The organism is Nocardia sp. NPDC019323 (assembly GCF_044389845.1).
Classification (GTDB): Bacteria; Actinomycetota; Actinomycetes; order Mycobacteriales; family Mycobacteriaceae; genus Nocardia; species Nocardia implantans.
This window is the reverse complement of record NZ_JBIRYN010000001.1, coordinates 1,421,536-1,441,234: the sequence shown is the minus strand read 5'-3', so window position 1 is coordinate 1,441,234 and position 19,699 is coordinate 1,421,536. Positions and strand designations below refer to the sequence as shown.

Below are 19,699 nucleotides of genomic sequence, written 5' to 3'. Positions count from 1 at the left end.
CGAACCACCGGCGAGCGAACCGCCGGGTAGCAGCGATTTTACGTGGGCGGGGCCGGCCCGAGCGGGTGATTGGGGCTATCCGACGGCGGTCGAGGAGCGCAGGAACCGGCCGGTCCGCTGGGCGCCGAGCACCGGAGCGGGGACGCCGTCGCGGAATACCGGCACGCCGCCGACGAAGACCGCCGTGACGGTCTCGTCGTTGCGGTTCACCATGCGCGACAGGTTGTCGAACGGCGCGATCGGGGATTCGTGGTAGGCGTCGAGCGAATCGTCCAGGCGCGCCGGATCGAGCACCACGACATCGGCTCGATCGCCCACCCTCAGGTGCCCGGCGTCCAAGCCGTACCAGTCCGCGAGTTCGCCGGTGAGCCGGTGCACCGCCTGTTCCACCGACAGGAACGGACGGCCCGCGTTCGCGGCGTCGCGCACCCGGCGCAGGAAGCGGAGCCCGAAGTTGTAGAACGCCATGTTGCGCAGATGCGCCCCGGCGTCGGAGAAGCCCAGTTGCACGCCAGGATCGGCGGCGAGCCGGTCGAGCACCTCGGGTCGATGGTTGGAGATCGTGGTGCGCCAGCGGACCTTGGTGCCGTGCTCGACCACGAGGTCGAGGAACGCGTCCACCGGGTGCGTGCCGCCGCGCTCCGCGCCGACCTCGCCGAAGGTCTTGCCGATCACGCCCGGATCCGGGCACTCCACGATCTGCGCGTCGAAGAAATCACGGTGCCAGACGCGGGGACCGAACTTCTTGTCGTAATCCTTGCGGAAGCGACGGCGGTACCGCTCGTCCCGCAGCAGTTCGCGGCGCTGGTCCACCTGGTCGGCGAGGTGCAGTGCTTCGGCGCCGGAACCGAACTCCTCGAACACCACCAGGTCGATGCCGTCGGCGTAGACCTCGAAGGGCACCGGAAGATGCTGCCAGCGGAAGTTGCCGCCCAGCGCGTTGAGCACCCGCGCGATCAGCGGGAACAGGTGCACGATGCCGGGAATGGCCTTGAGGTCGGCGGCCGAGAGCAAACTCACCTTCAACGGCCTGCGGAACAGGCCGAGGCTGCTGGCCGCCATCGTGACCAGGCTGTGCGGCCGGGACACGTCGGGTCCGCCCTGCAGCGCCCCGCCGCGCCGTCGCAGAATGGCGTTGAGCCTGCGCCTTTCCCGGGTGGTCGCGTAGGTGGACGGCAGGGTGCGCGACCGGCACACCGCACCGTCGAGTTTGTCGAACAGCAACTGCTGGGAGGACATGCCGACGAATCCGGCGTCCAGCGCCTCGATCAGCTTCGCCTCCATCCCCGCCAGTTCGGCGGCATCGGGCCGCACGTCTGTGCGGGTCGCGCGATCCAGACCCAGTTCGGCGGCCCGGATGTCCGAATGACCGATGAACGCGGCGACATTCGGCCCCAACGGCAGCTGTTCCAGCGCGGCGGCGTACTCGTGCGCCGAGCGCCAGGTCTTGTGCTCGCCGACCGCGGCTAGGACGTGCTTGCGCGGAATCGCCTCCACCCGTGCGAACAGGTCGCCCGCGTCGGAGGCGTCGACGTGGACGGTCGACAGCGAGCACGAGCCCAGCAGCACCGTGGTGATGCCGTGCCGCACCGATTCGGTCAGCGCCGGATGCTGCAGCACTTCCACGTCGTAATGGGTGTGGATGTCGAGCATGCCGGGGATCACCCATTTCCCGGTGGCGTCCACGACGTCCGGGCAGTCGGGATCCTCGATCGGGTCGGCCGAGACGGTCGCGACGCGCCCGTCCCGGATGCCCAGGTGCCGGATCGCCGAGGGCGCTGCGGTGCCGTCGAACCACTGGCCGTTCGCGATGATGGTGTCATACATGGCTTTACACCTCGAGATCGGCGCGCACGACCTTGCCGGTCGCGTTGCGCGGGAGTGCGGTGGTGGTGAGCCGCCAGCGGGCGGGCACCTTGTAGTAGGCGAGGCGCTCGGCGGTGAACGCCCGCAGCTCCTCTTCGCTGGTCGCCGTGGCGCTTTCGACCACGACCAAGGCGGCGACCTGCTGTCCGAGGTCGGCGTCGGGCACCCCCAGCACCGCGCATTCCCGCACCGCCGGATGCTCTTCCAGGCACTGCTCGATCTCCGTGGGATAGACGTTCTCCCCGCCGCGCAGAATGAGATCCGAACGGCGCCCGGACAAGCGCAGCCTGCCGTCCTCCAGCACACCGATGTCACCGGTGCGCAACCAGCGGTCGGCGGTGATCGCCGCCGCGGTCGCGGCCTCGTCCTGCCAGTACCCCAGCATCACGTAGGGGCTGCGCACCCAGATCTCGCCCTCGGCGCCGTCGGGGAGGGTGTTGCCCGCGCTGTCGCGGATCTCCAGCGTGACCCCGACCACCGGGCGGCCGACGGTGTCCGGGTACGCCGCCAGCTCGGCCGGGCTCGCCAGCGTCGCGGCCGTGCTGCACTCGGTGAGCCCGTAGCTGGTCACCAGCGCGTTTCGGGCGACGGGCAGCTGATCGCGCAATTTCTGTTGCAGCGCGGCCGACGACGGCGCGGAGTTCAGGGAGAAGGCGGCCAGCGAGGACAAGTCGTAGCCGGACAGGTCCAGTTCGAGCATCCTGGTCGCCATGGTGGGCATGGCGCCCCAGTTGGTGACCCGTTGCGCCTCGATCAGCCGCAGCACCCGGTCGGCGTCGAACGATCCCTGGTGGATCACCGCCGCGTCGCCGGTGACCAGCCGGGGCACCACCAGGTTGTGCAGGCTGGCGATGTGGAACAGCGGCGAGGTGAGCAGGAAACGCCGCCCGCTGGGCAGTTCGGCCGCCCCGGTGAGCGCGGCGGCCAGCGCGTCGTTGAAAGCGTGATAGTCGGTGACCGCCACCAGGTTCCGATGCGAGTGCACCGCGCCCTTGGGTCGTCCGCTGGTGCCGCTGGTGTACAGGATCACCGCCGGATCGTCCTCGTCGATGTCGGCGTCGGGCAGCTCGGCGGTGCGGTATTCGGTCAAGAGCGCGGGTACGTCGTGCTCCATGGTGAGCACCGGGACCCGGAGGTCCAGCTCCGCCACCAGCGCCGCGCGTTTCGCGTCGACGACGAGCACCGTGGGGCTGGTGTGTTCGACGCCGTAGGCGACCTCGCGCGGCGCCCACCACGCGTTGTAGCCCACCGCGATCGCGCCGAGCGCCTGGGCCGCCCAGAACGTGAGCACCCACTCGGGCGTGTTCGCGGCGAGAATGCCCACCCGGTCGCCCTTGCGAACGCCGAAGCGGTCGCGCAGGGCCGTGGCCAGCGCGGCGACCGCGGCGGCGTGCTCGGTGAACGACATCGTCCGGTCCGCGGTGACCAGGTAGTCCCGATCACCGTGCGCGGCCGCGGCGACCAGCACTTCCCGCAGCGAGGACTTGCGACGGCGCACCACCGGCATCGGTGCGCCGAGCACGTCCTCGACCACCATCTCGAATCGACCGCCGGGTCCGGTGAGCCTGCTCGCGGCCTGCGCCGCGAACGCCTGCTGGTCGATGGCCTTTGTCATATCGGATACTTCCTCGTCACTGCGCAGGGATGATTCGTCACGGCTCGGGGACCAGCACCGCGCGCCCGGTGACCAGCCCGCGCTCCAGCCGGTCGAGGGCGGCGCGTGCTTCGGCGAGCGGGTAGCGCTCCACCTCGGCGCGCAGCTTGCCCGCCGCGGCCAGCGCCACGGAGTCGATCAGGTCGGATCTGGTGCCGCCGTAGGACTTGCGCACCGTGGCGCCCCACGGCCAGCCCGTGCCGGTGGCGGGGGCCGCCGTGATCTCCGGCGCGCCGCCGCCGAGGCCGACCATGCGGTAGGCCCCGTTGGGCGCTACCGATTCCACCGCCAGGCGCGCGGTCGCGTCGACGCCGACGAAGTCGAACACCGCGTCCGCGCCCCGCCCCTCGGTCCGCGCGAGAATCTCGCTCGCGGTGCCGTCGCTCGCGATGAGTCCTTCCGCCGCACCGCAGCGCGCGGCGAGCTCCAGCTTCTCGGCGCTCACGTCCACGGCCAGCACCCTCGCCGCGGTGGTAGCGGTCAGGATCTGCACCGCGAGGTGGCCGAGCCCGCCGATCCCGACGACCACCGCCACCGACCCGGGCCCCAGCCGATCACGAGCGTCGCGGATGGCGTGATAGCTCGACAGCGCGGCGTCGGCCAGCGGAGCGGCCTCGGCGAAGTCGAGGTCACCGATCGGCACGAACGAACTGGCAGGCACCCGCACGTAGTCGGCCATCCCGCCGTCCGGTCCGAGCCCGGGGCACGGTGGCATGGCGGTGCGTCCCGCGGCAAGGCACACGTTCTCGTTGCCTGCGGCGCACTCCCGGCAGACGCCGCACGACCAGCACAGATACACGATGCCGCGCTCGCCGGGCCTGCGGCCGTCGACTCCGTCGCCGACGGCTTCGATGGTTCCCGCGATCTCGTGGCCGAGGGTCAACGGCTCCTCGCGCATCCGGAAGGGGATGTGCAGCACGTGCAGATCCGAATGGCAGATTCCCGCGGCGCCCACGCGCAGCAACAGATCGGTGGGACCGATCCGCGGTATCGGCACCTCGCGCAGTTCCAGCACACCCGGCTCGGTGAGCTGGAGCGCCTGCATCATCCGCGCACCGCCGCGAACGTCGCGCGCAGATAGGCGTCGGCGCGGTCGGAGCCGATCAGACCCGGCGCCATCCGGTTCATGGCATAGGCGAACGTGGTGCGGTGCTCGAGGTCGTTGACCACCATCGCGCCTCCGTACCCGGCCCACCAGCACACCCGGCCGTCGGGCACTTCCGGGGCGGTCTGCCGCTGCGGCAGACCGTAACCGATGCCGAACCGCAGCGGCGTCAGAAGCGCCAGATCCACACCGTCGGACTGCTGTTGGAAGATCAACTCGATCGTCCGCTCCGACAGCAGCCGCCGCCCGTCGAGTTCGCCGCCGCAAGACACCAGCGATTGCACCCGCGCCACCGATCTGGCGTTGCCGTGGCCGTTCACCGCGCCGATCTCGGCTTGACGCCACTCGGCGCTGGCCGTCGCGGCGATGTCCAGCAGCGGGCTGGTGAGCGTCTTGACCAGCACGCTGTCCTGGTCGAGCGCGGCCAGGTCGAATTCCGGCATCTCCGGCGGAATCAAGGTCGCGATCCGCCCGTGGTGTTCGGGCGCGGTGCCGATGTGGAAGTCGGCGCCCAGTGGCCCGGCCAGTTCCTCGGCGAAGAACTCGCCCAGCGACCGGCCGGTGACGCGGCGGATCACCGCGCCGATCAGGTGGCCGTAGGCCAGCGCGTGATAGCCCGACGCGGTGCCCGGCTCCCACCACGGCGGCTGGCTCGCGAGGCGGGCGGCCGACGCTTCGGTGTCGTAGATGTCGGCCAGCTCGATCGGCGGTTGCCATCCGGAGACGCCGGAGGTGTGCGCGAGCAGATGGCGAATCTCGATGCCGCCCTTGCCGTTCGCCGCGAACTCCGGCCAGTACCTGGCCACCTTCGCGTGCACGTCCAGTTCGCCGCGCTCGACCAGGAGCAGAGCGCTCAGCGCGGTCATGGTCTTGGTGATGGAGAAGACGTTGACCAAGGTGTCCTCGGTCCACGGCGCGGCGCGTTCCGGGTCGCGGTGGCCGCCCCAGAGGTCGACGACCGTTTCGCCGTCGACCGTGACGCAGATCGACGCGCCCAGCTCGTCGCCGGAGGCGAGCCGGTTCTCCAGTTCCGTGCGCACGCGCGCGAATCGTTCGGCGCAGAATCCCGAGGTGGCGGTGCCCGTGGTGGTGGTCATCGCCGCCTCACACATGTTCGGGCGTGCGAGCGGGAACGGGCAGCGCGTTCCCCGCGGCGGCGGCGCGTTTGGCTCCGCGTGCCAGCTCCCGTCGCAGGTCGCGCACGTACGGTTCGAATTCGATCTGGATGGTGTGCCGTGGTGAGTCGTAGTAACGGCCCGACCTGGCCGATTCCGCCGACCGCATGGCCGCCCGCATCTCCTGCGCCGACGGCAGGTGGTAGCGGCCGGTCAGGTAGGCGGCGACCAGCTTGCTCTGCTGCTCGGCGAAGTTCACCAGCGTGGGCAGCGGCTGGGCCAGACCGAGGAAGAACAGGTTGTCGATGCCGGGCTTCACCATCTGCTTGAACAGCGGGAAACGGTTGTCGGCGTCGGGCAGCAGTTCCGGATCGGAGAAGAACGGGAAGCTGATGCGGTAACCGGTGGCGCAGACGATCACGTCCACCTCCTCGGCGCTGCCGTCGGCGAAGCGCACGCGCGGGCCCTCCAGCGCTGTGATCGCGGGCTTGAACGTGATGTCGCCGCAGCCGGCGCGGTGCAGGAACTCCTCGCTCGCCGACGGATGCGCCTCGAACGGCAGATGGTCGGGCTCGGGCAGGCCGTAGTCCTCCATGTTGCCCCGGAACTTGCGCACGAAACGCTGCTTGAGCTTGAGACCCAGCTTCGGCGGCATCCACCGCGGCATCGAGCGCTTGTCACCCACCTTGCCGTTGACGTACTTCGGCAGCACCCACACCCCGCGCCGGGCGGAGACGTAGAGCTTCGCGGCGATGAACCGCTGCGACAGCTCGGAGGCGATGTCGAGGCCCGAGTTGCCCATGCCGACCACGACGACGCGTTTGCCGCGCATGTCGACCGGGTCGAACGGGTCGTTGTAGGCGTGGCTGTGCAGCAGCGTGCCGTCGAATTCGCCCGGATAGTCCGGGACGCGGGGGTCCCAGTGGTGTCCGTTGCAGACGATGAGCGCGTCGTAGTCCTTGGTGCTCCCGTCGCCGGTGGTGATCACCCAGCGGCCGTCCGCGTCGCGCTCGGCGGCGGTCACCTTCGTGTTGAACACGATCCGATCGCGGATGCCGAAATGGTCGACGTAGTCGCGGAAGTACTGGAACAGCTGCGAATGGTGGGGGAAGTCCGGCCACTCCTCGGGCGCAGGATAGTCCTCGAAAGCCAAGCGGAACTTGGACGTGTCGATGTGCAGGCTCTGGTAGCAGGCCGACATGCCGTTGGGGTTCTTGAAGTACCAATTGCCCCCGACTTCGTCGGAAGCCTCGTAGCAGTCGAACGGGATGCCGTGGTCGTTCAGGCGCTTGGCGGCGGTGATCCCGGACGGGCCCGCCCCGATCACGCAGACGCGGGGGAGTGCGGTTGACGTCATTCACTGTCCTCGTGCTGGAGGCCGTCGTCGGTGACGGCCGAACCGTCCGGCGCGGCTCGCGCGCCGGAGTGACGTAGGCAACAAAATAACAGTCGGTAGACAGTACGTCTAGTGAGTGACGCACTGTCCATCGAGATCGTTCGCGCGTAGACTCGGTCGGCGCAGCCGCACGTCGAGCCCTCTTTTCAACGGATATGAGGTACCTGTCCACCATGCGTACGAACGCGAGCACGAATCTGCGGGACGAGCAGAAGCAGCAGACCAGGGCCCGGCTGATGGAGGGCGCCAAGGAGCTGTTCGCCACCCGTGGCTACGCGGCCGTGCGGGTGGACGACATCGCCGCCGCGGTCGGCTGCAGCCGCGCCACCTTCTACTTGCACTTCGCCGGGAAACAGGAGATCTTGCGCGCGATCGCCGAGCAGGGCACCGTGCCCACCGTGCTGCACTTCTATCAGGATCTCGACCGGGTGCTCGAGACCGGTTCGCGCGCCGAGTTCTCCGGATGGATGACCCGCGCCATCGAGTGGTTCCACGAATACAAGGACCTGTTGCCCGCCTGGGACGAAGCGACCGCGCTGGAGCCGGAGTTCCGCGAGATCGCCCGCACCGGGATCCTCGCGTTGCCCAATGCGATGACCGCCTACCTCGCCGGGTGGCCCGACGACCGGCGCGACGAGGCGCGGCTGCGCGTGGAATTGCTGGTCGCGCAACTGGAACGATTCTTCACGCGATGGGCGATGCAGGGCACCATCGATGTCTCGGTGGACCAAGCCGTCGAAGTGCTCACCGACATCTGGTTTCCCGCGCTGCGCGCGCCGACGACGGCGAGCTGAACCGAGCGCGGGCCGACCGCGTATGTTGCCCATCGTTCGCTGAGAGCTCGAACATTGGCTTGGACGGGCCGTATTCGATGGTGGCCCGCGAATGTGTCGGCGTCGTGCGGCATCATCTGTGCACGCAGCCAACCACGAATCGCTCGGAGTTACCCATGCCGTCCCCACGAACCAAGCCGCAGCCCTTGTCCGACAGCGAGATTCAACAGATCGCCGCGGAGATCGCCGGCGGCCGACCGCCCATGGTGTGGTTCACCGCCGCCGCGGTCGGCGTGCCGGAGGGGCGCTCGGGCAAGGTGATCTCGCTCGGCGACCCTGCCGACGGTGATTTCTTGCAGGTCCGGCCGACCGGATCGAAGGATGTACTGTCCTTCTCTCCCACCGAGGTGACCTTGACCAAGCCGCCGCGAGGGGCGGCGGGCGCCACCGCCCAGCCGAAGCAGTCAACCAGGAAGGAATCCCCTGTGACCCAGTCGTCGACCACGACGAGCGCCACGACCGAGCCCGCGCCGCCGAGCGCGCCCGCGCCGTCGGCCGCCCCGAAGCCGGCGCAGGCGGCCGCGGAAGCGAGCCGAGCCGACAGCGCGGCCAAGCAGGCCCCGGCGCCGAAACCCGCCAAGGCGGCCGCCGCCCGCAAGGCCAAGGCGCCCGAGGTCACCGTGACGCTCACCGGCACTTCCGACGGCGAGTGGTCGATCGACGTGGTCAGCGGCAAGAAGCGCACCCTGCGCGGCCTGCCGGTGGCCGGTTCGGCGGTGGCGCAGGCGGCGAAGATCCTGCATCCGGAGGTCGCCGAAGTGGTCGCGGGCGTCCTGGAGGCGTTGCGCGGGGTGCAGGAGGCCAAGGTGCAGCAGTTACAGGCCGAGCTCGAGGAGGCCAAGCGCCTGCTGGACGAGCTGAGCGACTGAATCACACGGCGGGAGTGGCGGATCGGGCGGCCGTGCGCCAGATCCGGCGCTCGGTGCCGGGTGGTGTGCGCCGCATGTCGTCGTGGAACGCGTAACCGAGCGAGTGCTGCTTCGCGTGGTACATGGCCGCGTCCGCCTCCCGGAGCAGGCCGTGCATGTCGGTGTCCGAGCTGCGCGGACCGACGCACGCCACGCCGACGCTCGCCGTGATCGGTATCTCCCCTGCGCTGAGCCCGAACGGCCGGACGAACGCGCCGAGCAGCCGTTCGGCCAGCACGGCGGCCTCCGGCCGGGACAGCCGGGCGAGGACGACGAATTCGTCGCCGCCGTAGCGGGTCACCACGTCCTCGTGGCGCGCCACCCGCCGGATCCGGCCGGCCGCCGTCGCGATGAGCTCGTCGCCGACGGCGTGCCCGTAGCTGTCGTTGACCCGCTTGAAGCCGTCGAGGTCGATGAACAGCAGCGAGATCGGTTGCTCCGCCCACTGTTCGCCGCGCTGCCGCAGCGCGCGCAGCAGCGCGGCCCGGTTCAGCAATCCGGTGAGTATGTCGTGGTCGGCCTGGTACTGCGCGCGCCGCTCGCTGCGGGCGCTGCGCACGATCGCGCGTTCGCTGCGCACCAGCATGCCGATCAGCAACAGCGCGAACAGCGACGACACCACCACGCGGTCCAGCGGACGCAGGCTCGACCCGACCACCGGCACCAGCGAGGCCACGATCAGCGCGATCGCGATGAGGCTGGCGCGCTGCCTGGAGTGGTGCGGATGGATGCGCCGCGGCGCGCCGAGCGAGGTCATGGTGGGGTGCAGCGCCGCGACACCGACGGTGGCGTAGGCGGCGAGCAGGGGAGCGAGCAGCACTCCGCGCCCGAGCGCGGTCGCGCCCGCCGTCTCCAAGCTGTAGCCCAGGTCGCCGAGCAGCACCGCCACGAGTCCGGCGTGCAGCAGCCACAGCGAGGTCTCCGCGCGCGTGGAGGTCGCCATCGAGTGCGCCACCAGGGTGAGCAGCAGCGCGTCGAGCACCGGATAGGTCGCCGCCACCAGCGCGTCCGGACCGGTCGTTGTGGCCTGCAGGATCGGGGAGATGAGGAAGGTCCAGGAGGCGAGCAGCGCGCCGAGTCCGATCAGGCCCGAGTCCAGCAGCAGGTCGTAGTCGCCGTGCACGTGGCGCGGCAACAACCAGATCAGCGCGGCGAGCCCGACGCCGAGGTAGCCGAGCAGGGTGAACGCGTCGTCGAGCGGGTGTACCGCGTGGTCGCAGACGTCGCGCAGCGTGGTGCCGGTGGCGAACAGCACCGCCGAGCCGGACAGCAGATACCACGGCAACGGGTGCGCCGGCCGGTGGGTGCGCACGCCGACGGCGATCATGGCGAGGGTCTCGCCGACGATGACCGCCATCGTCACGAACGCCGCGACCTGCGAGTCCAGTGCCAGATAGACCGCGATCGCGGCCCCGCTTCCCCCGAGAAGCGCCGCGTACCAACCCGTTCCGATGCTGCGCCGACAGCTGGTCTGTGGCGGTTCGCTGGGTGTCATCAGCCCCCCTTGGTCGCTCCATCCCCGGTGCACCGGGCCGCGTAATAGATCTGGAATCCTCCACCGCGACTTCGACGTTCGCCTGTTCGCCGAGCACCGCCCGGATGCTGTCGGCGAACGAGAACCGAGTGTTGTTGTACGAGCAGATGTCCCAACCGACCGCGGCGCGCTCGGCAACCAATATCTGGACAACTGATTTGATCATGGCACGGAACGCGGCCCCTTGGCGGGCACTTGACGCAACAAGGGGGAATCCCGCGTAGTAGTTCGCGTCCCGGGTTCGGGAGAGCGGGCCGCGAAATGGTCCGGGCCGATCCACGGCACGGTTAGGGTGCGGCCTCACGCGCGCTGCGACCGATCGGCCGCCAGCAGCCAGCCCCATCGCCGCGCAGTTCTCCGGCCGCACCGCGACCCTGACCCCGCACCGACGAACACGAGTGGCACACCACTGCGGCCGGCGTCGCCGCGCCCGGTCATGTCCGCCAGGCCGGCGCAGAGGGGGATGGCGACTGCGGGTGGGCGGCACGAACGCCTTCCGCAGCCCAGCGGGTCGAAAGCGGAGTCGGCGCGGCGTGTCTCGTACCCTGGCAGCGATCGGGACAGCGAGGAGCGAGCGTGCGGACATGGGTGGCGCCGGGGCGGGTCAACATCATCGGTGAGCACACCGACTACAACGACGGCTACGTCCTGCCCATCGCGTTGCCGCTGGTGGTGCGGTGCGCGGCGGCGGGGCGCACGGACGGGTTGGTGCGGGTCGGCTCGCGGCAGCGGCCCGGCGAGCCGGTGCACGTCGCGGTGTCCGACCTCGACGGCGCGCGGGCCAGGGTGCCGGGATGGGCGCGCTACCCGCTCGGCGTGGTCGCCGAGTTCATCCGGCGCGGGCACGGGGTCCCCGGCGTGGACCTCGACGTGGACGGCGCGGTGCCGATCGGCGCGGGACTGTCGTCCTCGGCGGCGCTGTCCTGCGCGGTGGCGATCGCGCTGCGTGATCTGTTCGCACCGGAGCTGACCGACCGCAGGCTGATCGACGTGGCCCGCGCCGCCGAGAACGACTACGTCGGCGCGCCGACCGGCTTGCTCGACCAATCGGCCGCGATGCTGTGCACCGCGGGGCACGCGCTGTTGCTGGACATGCGGGCGTTCGCCGCCGACATCGACGTCCCACGCTGCGCCGAGCAGATTCCCTTCGACCTCGGCGCTTCCGGGCTGGAACTGCTCGTGATCGATACCGGCCAACCGCACGAACTGGCCGACGGCCGCTACGCAGAGCGCCGCGCGGAATGCGCGGCGGCGGCCGAGGCGCTCGGCGTAGGCGCTTTGCGTGAGGTGGCAGCGGCCGCGGACACCACCCGGATCGCCGACGACGTGCTGCGCCGCCGCGCCAGGCACGTGGTGACGGAGAACGCCAGGGTGCTCGCGGTTGCCGAAAAGTTGCGTGCGGGCGTGGACCCCCGTGGCATCGGCCCGCTGCTCACCGCGGGACACGCCTCGCTCCGGGACGACTTCGAGGTGTCCACACCTGCGCTGGACACGGCGGTCGAGGCCGCGCTCGCGGCCGGGGCGCACGGCGCGCGCATGGTCGGCGGCGGGTTCGGCGGCAGCGTCATCGCGCTCGTCGACCGGGACCGCACCGAGGCGGTGGCCGAGTCGGTGCGGCGGCGTTTCGCCGACGCGGATCTGTCCGGCCCGCGGACCTTCGCGGTGGCCCCGGCCGACGGAGCCCACCGGGTCGCCTGAGCGACCGGCCGGATTTGTGCGCGAATGTGCCACGCCGGTCGGGCATGATCGCGCAGAGTGGTGTCTGCCGACACCATTCGGCGGGCGACGATGAGGTCGCGCGCGCCGGGCTCGACCAGCACGGCGCAGCTCTCGCACGACGAACGACCTCGCTCGCCGCCCCGGTTTCACCGCCAGGAGGAACGCTGTGCCGCTCGTCGATTCGTCCGTTCTCGCCGCCGTGCCCGGCCCGCACCCGGCCGCATCGCCACCGTCCCTGGTAGCCGCCGAGACCCTCCGCCTGGACGCGCAGCCTGTGGATTACGCGCTGGTGGCGCTGTATTTCGTGTTCGTGCTCGGCATCGGCTTGCTGGCCAGGCAGCGGGTGTCCTCGAGCATCGACTTCTTCCTGTCCGGGCGTTCGCTGCCGGCGTGGGTGACCGGCCTGGCGTTCATCTCCGCCAATCTCGGCGCCGTGGAGATCATGGGCATGTCCGCCAACGGCGCGGAATACGGGTTCCCGACCTTCCACTACTTCTGGATCGGGGCAGTGCCCGCCATGCTGTTCCTCGGCGTGGTGATGATGCCGTTCTACTACGGCTCCAAGGTGCGCAGCGTGCCCGAATTCATGCGCCGCCGGTTCGGCACCGGTGCGCACCTGGTGAACGCGCTGAGTTTCGCCATCGCGCAGATCCTCATCGCCGGGGTCAACCTGTATCTGCTCGGCTCCATCGTGAACGTGCTGCTGGGCTGGCCGCTGTGGGTGTCGGTGATCGTGGCCGCGGTGATCGTGCTGTCCTACATCACCCTGGGCGGACTGTCGGCCGCGATCTACAACGAGGTGCTCCAATTCTTCGTCATCGTGGCCGCGCTGTTGCCGCTGACTCTGGTCGGGTTGCACCGCGTCGGCGGCTGGAGCGGTCTGCAGGACAAGGTGACCGCGTCACCGGGAGGGGCGGCGCAGTGGGAGTCGTGGCCGGGTAACGCGCTGAGCGGATTCTCCAACGATTTCCTGTCCATTCTCGGCATCGTGTTCGGCCTCGGGTTCGTGCTGTCGTTCGGGTACTGGACCACGAACTTCGTCGAGGTGCAGCGCGCGATGGCGACGCACTCGATCTCGGCGGCGCGGCGCACCCCGATCATCGGGGCGTACCCGAAGATGTTCATCCCGCTGATCGTGGTGATCCCGGGCATGATCAGCGCGGTGCTGGTGCCGCAGATGGCGGAGTACAAGGCGGCGGTGACCGCGAATCCGGACTTCGAGAGCGACACCACCTACAACCAGGCGCTGCTGTACCTGATGAAGGATGTGCTGCCCAACGGGCTGCTCGGGGTGGGGCTGGCCGGTCTGCTCGCGGCGTTCATGGCGGGCATGGCGGCCAACGTCTCGGCGTTCAACACCGTCTTCAGCTACGACCTGTGGCAGCAGTACGTGCGGCGCGACCGCCCGGACGGCTACTACCTGCGCGTGGGCAGGCTGGCCACCATCGGCGCGACCGTGGCCGCGATCTTCACCGCGTTCATCGCCTCCGGGTTCAGCAACATGATGGACTACCTGCAAACCCTGTTCAGCTTCTTCAACGCGCCGCTGTTCGCCACGTTCATCCTCGGCATGTTCTGGAAACGGATGACGCCGACGGCGGGCTGGATGGGGCTGGTCTGCGGAACCGCTTCCGCCATCGTCGTTTTCATCCTGCACGAGACGAAGGTCTTCGAGCTGTCCGGCCAGGGGGCGAGCTTCGTCGCCGCCGGTGCCGCGTTCGTGGTCGACATCGTGGTCAGCGTCGTGGTCACCCAGGTGACCCTGCCGAAACCGGCGGCGGAGCTGATCGGGCTGGTGTACTCGGAGACGCCGAAGGAAGTGCGCACCGACCCGGAGGCAGGCACGCTGCCCTGGTATCAGCGCCCGGTCCTGCTCGCGGGCATCGCGCTCGTGCTCGTCATCGCGCTCAACATCCTCGTCGGATAAGGAACCATCGCAATGCTTTTCGATATCCGCACCATCGTCGGTGGCTTGCTCGGCTGCTACGCGATCGTTCTCGTCGTCACCGGACTGGTCCACGACACCGCCGCCGAGCAGGCCAAGACCGGCGGAGTGAACGTGAACCTCTGGGCCGGGCTCGGCATGGGCGTGGTGGCGGTGGCCTTCGTGGCCTGGGCCGTGCTGCGCCCGGTCCAGGTGCCGCCGGAATCGCGCCCGGCGGACGCGGAGGAGGAGCGCGACTCGGCCTGACACGACGATGCCCCCTGGGAAGACCCAGGGGGCACCGTTGTCGTACGGGTCAGACGCCCGGAGTGCCGGTTCCGCCGGGCCAGGTGCCCGTTCCACCGGCGCCGGTTCCGCCGGCACCGGGAGTGCCGGTTCCGCCGACACCAGGCATGCCGGTTCCGCCCACACCTGGCGTACCGGTCGTGCCCGGGCGGGGAGCGGCGCCGCGCTCCGTGGCGGTGCTCCCGGCATCGGGACGCGGAATGTCACCGCGCCACGCGCCGGTCTCCCGGCCCTGATGCTCGATGAAGTGCTTGAAGCGCTCCAGGTCACCGTTCACCCGGTGCTTGAGCACACCGAGCTTGTCGGCGACGTTCTCCACGAAGCCTTCGGGATCGACGTCCATCTGCGCGGTCACCCTGGTGTGGGTGTCGTCGAGCCGATGGAACGTGACGACGCCAGCGTGCTTGGGCCCGCTGTCGGACTTCCAGGCGACGCGTTCGTCGGGATGCTGCTCGGTGATGGTGGCGTCGAACTCCCGCGTCGACGGGCCGACATGGACACGCCAGTGCATATGCCGGTCATCGATCTGCTGTACCGCTTCGACACCCTCCATGAACTGCGGAAACGACTCGAACTGCGTCCACTGGTTGTAGGCGGTGCGAACCGGGACCTCGACGTCCACCGTGGCGGCCATTGTGCTCACTTGCTACCCCTTTCCTCGCCTGCCCGCGTCATTCGCGGACGGGCGTCTCTCGGTTGACAAGCGCTCCCTTGTGGGGCGACTCGGGACATTGGTCGCTTACCCGAGGGGTTCGGGCGCAAACAGGCGACGGTCGGGCCACCCGCGCTCTGAAGGGCCGGTCGACGTGCGGGCACGGATCATGGTCGGCCGTATTTTCGCTGGTAGCGACGCTGAAATCCGGACCGATGAGTCACGCGCACCGGAAACTGGCGGAAACGCGAATTCGCCGATGATCACGCCGAACCGGGTGATGTGACCGCGGCGCGCCGTGAAATCCGTCACCGTAACCCGTTGCGCCGAAGCGGCATTCGACACCGGTACCGAAACTGCGCGTCGTGCGATGCCCGTCTCGGCATCGCTCATCGTCCGATGCGCCGGCGACGCGTGGCGGCTGTGAACGGCATCTTTCGCGCACTCGCGGCAGCGGATGCGAGGACCACCCGAAACGTGCGAGGGCACCCGAGAACGCGGAGCGGGATCCTGGCCTCTGCGGCGGTGACGCATTCGTCATGGCGACCGCACGAGACCATCGACCAGAGGACCCCCAGCCTCGAGGAACCGGCATGCTCTGGAGCGTGGCCCCCATGACCTCCTTCGACGGCCACATGTACGAATGCGTCACCGCCCTCCCTGCCCGACTACGGGCGTCCGGCCTGGCCGGATCGACTAGGGTGGAGCTATCTGCTCGCGAGCGGGTCGGGATGCGAGCGAGGCCGTTAGCCAGACAAGTGGTCACGGGACGGCACCATGGATGACGCGACAGTTGATGGCGGGGGCACCGCCCGGGGGCCGGAGTCGGCCGAGGTGTTCGGGCGCTATCGGCTGTTGTCGCTGCTGGGTCAGGGCGGCATGGGCCAGGTGTGGCGGGCGCACGATTCGCTGACCAACCGGGTGGTGGCGCTGAAGGTGCTGCCCGAGCGCTTCGCCGATGACGAGCAGTTGCGCGAGCGGTTCCGCCGGGAGTGCCGCGCGGTGGCGCAGTTGACCGAGCCGCATGTGATCCCCATCCACGACTTCGGCGACATCGACGGTCGGCTCTATCTGAATATGCGCCTGATCGAGGGCACCGACCTGCGCACGCTGATCACGCGCGAAGGCCCCTTGGCGCCGCGGCGGGCAGTGGCGATCATCGCCCAGGTGGCCGGTGCGCTGCAGGCGGCCCACGACGCCGGGCTGGTCCACCGGGACGTCAAACCCACGAACATCCTGCTGGGGGCCGATGAATTCGCCTCCTTGATCGACTTCGGCATCGCGCACGCCGCCGACGACCGCACGCTGACCGCGACCGGCGAGACCATCGGCACCGTCGCCTACATGGCGCCGGAGGAGATCGGCGCGGAGGTCAAGGCCGATGCCAGGGTGGACGTGTACGCGTTGACGTGCGTGCTGTACGAGTGCCTGACCGGTCGGCCGCCGTTCGCGAGCGATTTCGGAATGCAAGGGGTGATCGCCCATCACCTGCACACCCCGCCGCCGCGCCCCAGCGCCACCACACCTGATGTACCGGCTGCGTTCGATGCGGTCATCGCCAAGGGGATGGCCAAAGACCCCGGCGATCGCTACCAGACCGTGCGTGAACTGGCCGCGGCGGCCCGCGCCGCGGTGGACGATTCCTCGGCCGGCGTCACCGTGGGCGTGCCTGCGCGCCAGGGGCGGCGGTTCGGATTGTCGCCCAAGACCGCCGGGGCGCTGGCCGCCGCGGTCGCGGTGGTGGCCGCCGTAGCCGTCGTCCTCGGTGTCCAACGGGAATCGGGCGGAGGTGGCAGTTCACCCACGCTTATCGCCCCGGGCTACTCGTCACAGACTGCGTTGCCGTTCACCGGCATCAGCCTGCCCACCGGTGTGGCGGTCGACCCGGCGGGCAACGTGTACGTCACCGACATGGATAGCGATCGGGTGCTGAAATTGGCGGCGGGCGCGTCGGCTCCGACCCCGCTGCCGATCACGGGCTTGAAGAATCCGCAGGATGTGGCGGTCGACCAGGCGGGCAACGTCTACGTCAGCGACACGAGTAACGATCGGGTGCTGAAATTGGCGGCGGGTGCGCCTACGCCGACCCCGCTGCCGATCACCGGCCTGAAGGACCCCCATGGTGTGGCCGTCGACAAGGCGGGAGACGTGTACGTCGCCGACCGGGGCAACGATCGGGTGCTGAAATTGCCGGCGGGCGCGTCGGCTCCGACGACGCTGCCGTTGACGGGGCTCCAAGGCCCCGATGGTGTGGCGGTCGACCCGGCGGGCAACGTCTACGTCACCGAACTGGGTACCGAGCAGGTGCGGATGTTGGCGGCGGGCGCGCCGGCGCCGACCATGTTGCCGTTCACCGGGCTCAAAGATCCCCAGGGCTTGGCGGTCGACGCGGCGGGCGATGTGTACGTCGTGGACTGGGGTAACAAATGGGTGGTGAGGTTGGCGGCGGGCGCGTCGACGCCGACCCCCTTACCGTTCACCGGCCTGAAGAATCCTCAGGGTGTGGCGGTCGACTCGGCGGGCAACATCTACATCACCGATCTGGGCCACGATCCGGTGGTGAAACTCTCGGTCGGCTGAACTGCCCGACATTCCACCGTCCCGGCGGGGTAGGCGCAGGAGCCGCCATGCCGGACCTGGACACCCTCGCCGCACGAAGGCGGACCAGGCCCGGTGGAAACGCCCTCGGCACCTGGCTGCTGAGTCAGGGTCTTCACCGGTCGCGCGGCCGTCTTCCTCGCGCCGGCCTGCTACCGCCGCTACCGGCTGCCACCAAGGCGGCGGCGCCCGGCCAGGACCGACGCCGAGGACAGGTGCAGTTCAGCGGCAGCAGTTGGGGTCCAGCACCACACACAGCGCCGCCAGGGCATCGCGGCGGGCGCGGTGGAAGGTGTTCATACCGCGCCGTTCGGACTCCACGAGCCCGGCCTTGCGCAACTGGCCGAGGTGATGACTGACCGTCGACTCCGACAGACCCACCGCTGCCGCGAGGTCGCCGCCGTTCTCCTCGCCCGCGGCGCTGGTCAGCAGCAGGGACAGCAGCTTCACCCGCACCGGGTCGGCGATCGCCTTCAACCGCAGCGCCACTGCCAGCGCGGCGGCGTCGTCGACCGGCCCCGCCGCGACCGGCGCGCAGCAGACCGGGGCGGACATATCGATCATGGGCAGCGTCTTGGGCATGCGATCGACTCTACCGACTGCATTGACATATGTCGAAAAGGTGGCAGACTCGGCACCGAACCGGTTCTTCGATATATGTCACACAAGTGGAGGTAGTCATGTCCCGCATCCAACTCGCCCTGAACGTCGACGACATCGACCAGGCCGTGGCGTTCTACTCGACCCTGTTCGCGACGGAGCCCGCCAAACGCAAGCCTGGTTACGCCAACTTCGCCGTCACCGATCCACCGCTGAAACTGGTGCTGATCGAGAATCCCGGCCACGGCGGCAGCGTCAACCACCTCGGCGTCGAGGTCGAAACCTCCGAGAAGGTGCACGCCGAGATCGCCCGCCTGTCCGAAGCCGGGTTGTTCACCGAAGAACAGCTCGCCACAACCTGTTGCTTCGCCACTCAGGACAAGGTCTGGGTCACCGCACCGGACAAGGAGCGCTGGGAGGTCTACACCGTCCTGGCCGACAGCGAAACCTTCGGCACCGCATCCGAACCGACCTCGTCCGACGCGGTCCCGACATGCTGCGGCCCCACCGCCGAAGCCACCTGCTGCACCCCCGCGGCGAAGAAGGAAGCCCTCGCCTCCGGCGCCACCTGCTGCGCCTGACCCCCACCGACGAACACGAGTGGCACACCACTGCGGCGAACCGCGGGCAGAACTCTCGGTGGTGTGCCACTCGCGTCAACGGGTCATTTGAGCGGAGCGGGCATGGGGGAGTTGATCGTGGAGAAGTACATGATCGCCGCGCCGATGGCGACGGGCGCTGTCACCAGGATCTGGCCCGCGACCGTGCCGAGGGCGCCGACGGCGACGATGCCGCCGAGGCAGCCGACGGCGGCGGCCGGGATGAACGGGCCGAACATGCCGACGATGGTGGCGGCGGCGACGGTCGCGCCGGCGATGCCGCCGAGCACGCAGCCCACCGCCGCGCCGCCGATGCCGCCGACCAGGGTACCGATGGTGGCGCCCATGGAGATGGTGCTGGTCATCCGGGACCAGGCCGCCTGCTCACGGTCGTACTCGGTCTTCCACGGCGCCTTGTCCTCGAACGGGAGGGCGACCGGCTTGTAGACCGCGTGCGCCATGTCGAACTGCGGGGTCAGGGTCGCGGTGCGGCCGGAGATCTCCGCGGCGATGGGGAATTCGAATTCGTCGACCAGGAAGGTCAACGGCGCGCCCGCGACGACGGTGCCGTCGGCGGCCTTCACCTTCAACACGTGATCCTCGACCACAAGAGAGCCGGAATCGATGCTGATGACGCTGGCGGTCTCGGTGGCGTGGGCGGTGAAACCGACGGCCTCGGCGGCTTCGGTGGACGTGGACTCGACGGACGTGCTGTCCACCGCGGCGACCTCGGGAGCGGCGGAACTCGTGCCGGCGGCGATGCTCACCGCGGCGGTCGTGAACGCGGCGGCCAGGGCTAGTTTCGTGATCTGCATGGGAATCCTTGGTTTTCGAGGCATGGCGAAGCGACGGCCATACCCGTGACGTTCGGTAGGTCGTGGAAGTAACGG

At 69.5% G+C, this 19,699-nt stretch carries 16 protein-coding genes and 1 pseudogene; 7 read left to right on the top strand and 10 right to left on the bottom strand.

Annotation, left to right across the window (positions count from 1 at the left end; genetic code table 11):
- Nucleotides 1-75: 75 nt before the first annotated feature.
- The 5 genes from ACH49X_RS06840 to ACH49X_RS06820 are packed head-to-tail and all read right to left on the bottom strand — an operon-like array spanning nt 76 to nt 7,097.
- The gene (locus tag ACH49X_RS06840; protein ID WP_195081886.1) at nt 76-1,827 is read right to left on the bottom strand and encodes an amidohydrolase family protein; all 1,752 of its coding nucleotides are present in this window, start codon (nt 1,825-1,827) and stop codon (nt 76-78) included.
- A 4-nt stretch (nt 1,828-1,831) separates the two neighbouring features.
- On the bottom strand, nt 1,832-3,481 hold the full coding sequence (locus ACH49X_RS06835; protein WP_357108227.1) for a class I adenylate-forming enzyme family protein: 1,650 nt from the start codon (nt 3,479-3,481) through the stop codon (nt 1,832-1,834).
- A gap of 37 nt (nt 3,482-3,518) precedes the next feature.
- Nucleotides 3,519-4,565 carry an NAD(P)-dependent alcohol dehydrogenase gene (locus ACH49X_RS06830; protein ID WP_357208436.1) on the bottom strand — a complete coding sequence of 349 codons (1,047 nt, stop codon included), beginning with the start codon at nt 4,563-4,565 and terminating at the stop codon, nt 3,519-3,521.
- Entirely contained in the window at nt 4,565-5,722 is a 1,158-nt protein-coding gene (locus tag ACH49X_RS06825) for a serine hydrolase domain-containing protein (RefSeq protein ID WP_357108230.1), read from the bottom strand. Before ACH49X_RS06825 ends, ACH49X_RS06830 begins: the two co-directional genes overlap by 1 nt.
- 7 nt (nt 5,723-5,729) lie before the next feature.
- Nucleotides 5,730-7,097 (bottom strand): NAD(P)-binding domain-containing protein, encoded by a 1,368-nt coding sequence (locus ACH49X_RS06820; protein WP_357108233.1) that lies wholly within the window; start codon nt 7,095-7,097, stop codon nt 5,730-5,732.
- 212 nt (nt 7,098-7,309) lie between these two features.
- Between ACH49X_RS06820 and ACH49X_RS06815 the strand changes: the two genes are divergently transcribed.
- Both ACH49X_RS06815 and ACH49X_RS06810 read left to right on the top strand, forming a co-directional pair.
- A complete protein-coding gene (locus ACH49X_RS06815) occupies nt 7,310-7,930 on the top strand; it encodes a TetR/AcrR family transcriptional regulator (protein ID WP_195081882.1) in 621 nt (206 codons plus the stop codon).
- A gap of 155 nt (nt 7,931-8,085) precedes the next feature.
- Complete coding sequence (locus tag ACH49X_RS06810; protein WP_195081881.1) at nt 8,086-8,838, top strand: DUF6319 family protein; 753 nt, start codon at nt 8,086-8,088, stop codon at nt 8,836-8,838.
- A 1-nt stretch (nt 8,839) separates the two neighbouring features.
- Here ACH49X_RS06810 and ACH49X_RS06805 read toward each other — a convergent pair whose 3' ends face one another.
- The gene (locus ACH49X_RS06805; RefSeq protein ID WP_357108240.1) at nt 8,840-10,372 is read right to left on the bottom strand and encodes a GGDEF domain-containing protein; all 1,533 of its coding nucleotides are present in this window, start codon (nt 10,370-10,372) and stop codon (nt 8,840-8,842) included.
- 615 nt (nt 10,373-10,987) lie between these two features.
- On the opposite strand from ACH49X_RS06805, the gene galK reads away from it, so the two are divergent.
- The 3 genes from galK (at nt 10,988) to ACH49X_RS06790 (ending at nt 14,321) form a co-directional block, all read left to right on the top strand.
- Nucleotides 10,988-12,109 (top strand): galactokinase, encoded by a 1,122-nt coding sequence (galK, locus tag ACH49X_RS06800; RefSeq protein ID WP_357108243.1) that lies wholly within the window; start codon nt 10,988-10,990, stop codon nt 12,107-12,109.
- A 256-nt stretch (nt 12,110-12,365) separates the two neighbouring features.
- Entirely contained in the window at nt 12,366-14,057 is a 1,692-nt protein-coding gene (locus tag ACH49X_RS06795; RefSeq protein ID WP_195082127.1) for a sodium:solute symporter family protein, read from the top strand.
- A gap of 12 nt (nt 14,058-14,069) precedes the next feature.
- A complete protein-coding gene (locus tag ACH49X_RS06790; RefSeq protein ID WP_357108246.1) occupies nt 14,070-14,321 on the top strand; it encodes a hypothetical protein in 252 nt (83 codons plus the stop codon).
- Nucleotides 14,322-14,547: 226 nt separating this feature from the next.
- Here the strand turns inward: ACH49X_RS06790 and ACH49X_RS06785 are convergent.
- Nucleotides 14,548-15,003: pseudogene (locus tag ACH49X_RS06785) on the bottom strand (SRPBCC family protein); the annotation flags it as partial.
- A 96-nt stretch (nt 15,004-15,099) separates the two neighbouring features.
- On the bottom strand, nt 15,100-15,405 hold the full coding sequence (locus tag ACH49X_RS06780) for a hypothetical protein (protein ID WP_357208340.1): 306 nt from the start codon (nt 15,403-15,405) through the stop codon (nt 15,100-15,102).
- Nucleotides 15,406-15,789: 384 nt separating this feature from the next.
- Here ACH49X_RS06780 and ACH49X_RS06775 point away from each other — a divergent pair, with 384 nt between their 5' ends.
- Nucleotides 15,790-17,592, top strand: a complete 1,803-nt coding sequence (locus tag ACH49X_RS06775) for a serine/threonine-protein kinase PknD (protein WP_357208338.1) — start codon at nt 15,790-15,792, stop codon at nt 17,590-17,592.
- 240 nt (nt 17,593-17,832) lie between these two features.
- Here the strand turns inward: ACH49X_RS06775 and ACH49X_RS06770 are convergent, their stop codons facing one another.
- Nucleotides 17,833-18,192, bottom strand: a complete 360-nt coding sequence (locus tag ACH49X_RS06770) for an Rv2640c family ArsR-like transcriptional regulator (RefSeq protein WP_357296654.1) — start codon at nt 18,190-18,192, stop codon at nt 17,833-17,835.
- A 98-nt stretch (nt 18,193-18,290) separates the two neighbouring features.
- On the opposite strand from ACH49X_RS06770, the gene ACH49X_RS06765 reads away from it, so the two are divergent.
- Complete coding sequence (locus tag ACH49X_RS06765) at nt 18,291-18,791, top strand: ArsI/CadI family heavy metal resistance metalloenzyme (protein ID WP_357296656.1); 501 nt, start codon at nt 18,291-18,293, stop codon at nt 18,789-18,791.
- 83 nt (nt 18,792-18,874) lie between these two features.
- On the opposite strand, the gene ACH49X_RS06760 is transcribed toward ACH49X_RS06765, so the two are convergent.
- Nucleotides 18,875-19,624 (bottom strand): hypothetical protein, encoded by a 750-nt coding sequence (locus ACH49X_RS06760; protein ID WP_357108258.1) that lies wholly within the window; start codon nt 19,622-19,624, stop codon nt 18,875-18,877.
- Nucleotides 19,625-19,699: the final 75 nt, after the last annotated feature.